Origin of the sequence: Vibrio sp. OPT46 (assembly GCF_015163535.1) — a bacterium.
Taxonomy (GTDB): Bacteria; Pseudomonadota; Gammaproteobacteria; order Enterobacterales; family Vibrionaceae; genus Vibrio; species Vibrio alginolyticus.
On record NZ_JADDYG010000139.1, the window covers coordinates 1 to 3,479 of the forward strand.

Below are 3,479 nucleotides of genomic sequence, written 5' to 3' on the forward strand. Positions count from 1 at the left end.
TTACTTACCCTAGATATCAAAACATCACTATAATCACCAATTTTATGTGCAATAAGAGTGTCATCAATAACATTATTAAGCCTAATCGCTAAATCTACATTGCTTTCTAATAAATTTTCTACATTGTTACTTGACGATATTTCAAAATCAACTTTTGGATATCGTTCTTGTAAGTCTTTAAGAACAGAACCAAAAATAGAAGAGGCTATAGAGTTGGGCATTGTGATTTTAAACTTTCCATCAATGCATTCACTCAACGAGCTAGCTCTGTAATTTAACTCGTGCAAACTCTCTAACGTCTTGATAGCAAGCTCTCTAATGCTTTCGCCATGATCAGTTAAAACGAGTTTCCTTGTTGTCCTGTGGACGAGTGTTACACCAAGTTGTTTTTCTAATGCTGCTAGCTGCCTGCTGACTTGAGCTTTCGACTTTCCAAGTTCTTTTGATGCCTCTGTAAGAGAGAGGTGTTTACAAATGGCTGCAAAGCAGATCAACTCATTGTTCATCAATTCCATGATTGTTACCTTTTTGCAACTCTGAGTCACGTTGTCTTTTAACTGGTGGGAAAGTATAACTTGCTTCATCGGAGGGGGACAATGATATTTAAAAGCCGCCATGAAATAAAGGCAGACTACTATCTTAATAAAATCATATTGAATATTAAGTTAAACCGATATCCTGAAGAAATTAACTCAATCGGATTAAATATAGAAAATAAAGATTTAAAAATAAAGAATTTGTCTCGTGAAATTACTAAGTTGGATTCGGGTGATTTAATTGTTGATTGTGCATCATTGATAATGACTCATTACATATCGAAAAAAGTAATAATAAAAGTTGAAATTGATTTTTTAAATTATAAAGTTAAACGTGTAAGGATATTAAAATATGAAGACTGCAATACAAAATTCGAAAAGATCTGTTTATCAGAAAGATACATTGTATAGAATAATAAATAATATTAGTACTTTGTATACCAAATCACTAGTAAAATTATTTGGTGAAGAGTTGAGAATCCATCATTGCAAACATAAGATTAATGTAAGAACCACTAACGAGTTGAGTGAACATATGAAGAAAGATCTAGGTATAGATTGAAAAGTAGAGAGTTTACATCTGTTAGATTCCTTGTTCCTATAAAGATAATCTAGTACTTACACGTTAGGGTTAAGCAAACGCGTATCCATGTTGACTCATATTGAATGAGCAAGATGCAAAACCAACGTGCATGGTGTCGGACGTAACCAAAGATACAGTTCAAGTGGTCGCTGTGGTGGAATCGAAGTTCATGGCCCATACAAGACAGCTGATGAAGCCTGCAAGGTCGCAAAAGCCAAATACGGGGTAAGCAAGCTGACATCGCCACTGCTAATCTTTTAACCCTGGAGTGCGTATTATATGTGTTATGTTAAATTGTATGTCGTCGTACGCTAAATGCTGTCTGAGTATGCTCCTATTCCCCTGCAGATTTTAAATTTAAGGGCCTTACTGTGAGCATTAAACATAATCGTTATTTACCATAAAATAGCTAATATCGATCTATCAATCTACGATTGCTTGCCCTTCAATTAGCAACTTATAAAAAATGGCGTCTATTTCTTTAGACGCCATTTTTGTTTACTGGAAATATTAAATTAGCCACCGGCTAATTTGACTGTCATGCCTTTCTTTTCAAGATGTGCCTTGATCTTGTCTCTAGCATCACCTTGAATCTCGATATTGCCATCTTTTACAGAGCCACCACAGCCACAGACTTTTTTGAGTTCTGCCGCTAATAACTTTAAAGGTGCATCATCCAAGTCTAAACCTGTAACAATGCATACGCCTTTACCTTTACGGCCTTTCGTTTGGCGCTGAATCCGAACAACACCATCGCCTTTAGGGCGAGATACTTTTTCTTCTTCCGGTTTAATTCGACCGGTTTCTGTTGAATATACCAGAGTCATTCTATTGTTTCTTTTGTTGTTGAGCTTGCATCGCTTTTTGCTTTGCAACCAAATAAGCTTCGATATGGCGTTGAATAGCGGCTTTACTGCCCTTAATCAGTTTACCATTAAACATACAGTACCAAGAGTTAGGTTGGCCTGTATCGTTTTGAATAGTATAGCCGTTAAAGACCTCTGATTTTGCAACACCAGTTTGCTGCACTCTTTGCCCGAGTGAAGCAAACTCTTTGGGATCAATAATCGATGCGGTGTCACACCACCAATCAATGCTTTTCTTTACCGCCGTCAAACTGCCCTGTAAAACGTGGTTCTTGATTTTAACCTTCCAAACACTGCCATCTGATCCGACTGACTGCAGGTTAAAACCTCTATAATTTGAAATCGCCATACCACTGAGTCATCTGTTTAATGCGTTGATATAATCATAATTGCTACTGAGCAATATTCAAATACGGCTTGAATAATCCTTGCTCTAGAAAACAACTTGTATCATAAAACGCGTCTCGATAACGTTAATCACTTTGCACTGTTTATACAATCTTCCAAGAACTCATGAAATTTGTGCCCGTTGTTTTGAAGCATTTTAGGGAACATTGAGATCGGAGTCATTCCTGGAAATGTGTTTACTTCGTTTAAGTAAATCTCATCATCTTCCGTTAGGAAAAAGTCGATACGAGATAAATGACGAAGATTCATTTGTTTAAATACCGTCTCTGACGCGTGTTGGATGGAATCTAATTGTACTTGAGTTAGATTCTTCGCCTCAACTTCTGTGAGCGAGTGACTTGAACTGCTGTACTTTTCATCGTACGAGTAAAAAGCACCATCAGGCGCGATGACCTCGCCTGGCTTAGTGATATGTAGTTGGCCATTCATCTCATATGCAGCAACTTCAAGTTCTCGAGGTTTTACTGCTTTCTCAACCAACACTTGGTCAGAAAACCCAAAAGCATCATTTACTGCATTAGAAAGCTTGTCTTTTCCTGTGACACTGTAACAGCCAACGGAAGAGCCTTGGCGAGCGGCTTTAACAAAAACTTTTCCCCACTTTTCAAAGGCTTTATGAGCTTGAACGTGAGCTTCTTCATCGTTTCGCGTTAAGAATAAGTATGGCGTATTGGGTATGCCGATAGCGTCGTACCAAAGCTTAGATGTGATTTTATTGAAACTATTGCTACTCGCTTCTGGCCCGCAGCCAAGATAAGGAATACCTGCGATTTCAAACAGAGATTGAATGTCGCCTGTTTCGCCAGGAAAACCATGTATACAAGGCACGATGAAATCAATGGTTTGATTAGATTCACTTGAGCACAACTGCTTGGTATTGAGGTCCAAGTAAACCAACTCACCTTGGTTGGTCATCCAACCTTCGTTTTTTATTTCTACGCGTGTAACGTGAACGTCTTCAATAAGATTTAGTTGTTGTTCGACAAAATTTGCAGACAATAATGAAATCTCGTGCTCAGAAGAGCCACCGCCGCATAGTAAAAGAATATTTTTAATCATGAATCCATCTTTCCGTGACCTACAAAA

Annotated in this window: 5 protein-coding genes; 1 reads left to right on the forward strand and 4 read right to left on the reverse strand. The window is 37.8% G+C overall.

The features are described 5' to 3' along the window. On the reverse strand, nt 1-515 hold a 515-nt coding region (locus IQR33_RS06040; protein WP_193843588.1), incomplete at its 3' end, for a LysR family transcriptional regulator. 81 nt (nt 516-596) lie between these two features. Between IQR33_RS06040 and IQR33_RS06045 the strand changes: the two genes are divergently transcribed. Beyond that, nucleotides 597-947, forward strand: a complete 351-nt coding sequence (locus IQR33_RS06045; RefSeq protein ID WP_064354788.1) for a hypothetical protein — start codon at nt 597-599, stop codon at nt 945-947. A 687-nt stretch (nt 948-1,634) separates the two neighbouring features. Here IQR33_RS06045 and yciH read toward each other — a convergent pair. The 3 genes from yciH to IQR33_RS06060 form a co-directional block, all read right to left on the reverse strand. Beyond that, nucleotides 1,635-1,946: a stress response translation initiation inhibitor YciH gene (yciH, locus tag IQR33_RS06050; RefSeq protein WP_005376292.1), complete on the reverse strand. Its 312-nt coding sequence runs from the start codon at nt 1,944-1,946 to the stop codon at nt 1,635-1,637. Nucleotide 1,947: 1 nt separating this feature from the next. Further along, a complete protein-coding gene (locus tag IQR33_RS06055; protein WP_005376294.1) occupies nt 1,948-2,334 on the reverse strand; it encodes a DUF3319 domain-containing protein in 387 nt (128 codons plus the stop codon). A 128-nt stretch (nt 2,335-2,462) separates the two neighbouring features. Then, entirely contained in the window at nt 2,463-3,452 is a 990-nt protein-coding gene (locus IQR33_RS06060) for a D-alanine--D-alanine ligase (RefSeq protein ID WP_064354784.1), read from the reverse strand. Nucleotides 3,453-3,479 lie beyond the last annotated feature (27 nt).

What these genes read in the sequence shown, in the direction of transcription:
- IQR33_RS06045 (WP_064354788.1), top strand. Translation starts at nt 597, where the DNA reads ATGATATTTAAAAGCCGCCATGAAATAAAGGCAGACTACTATCTTAAT.
- yciH (WP_005376292.1), bottom strand. Translation starts at nt 1,946, where the DNA reads ATGACTCTGGTATATTCAACAGAAACCGGTCGAATTAAACCGGAAGAA.
- IQR33_RS06055 (WP_005376294.1), bottom strand. Translation starts at nt 2,334, where the DNA reads ATGGCGATTTCAAATTATAGAGGTTTTAACCTGCAGTCAGTCGGATCA.
- IQR33_RS06060 (WP_064354784.1), bottom strand. Translation starts at nt 3,452, where the DNA reads ATGATTAAAAATATTCTTTTACTATGCGGCGGTGGCTCTTCTGAGCAC.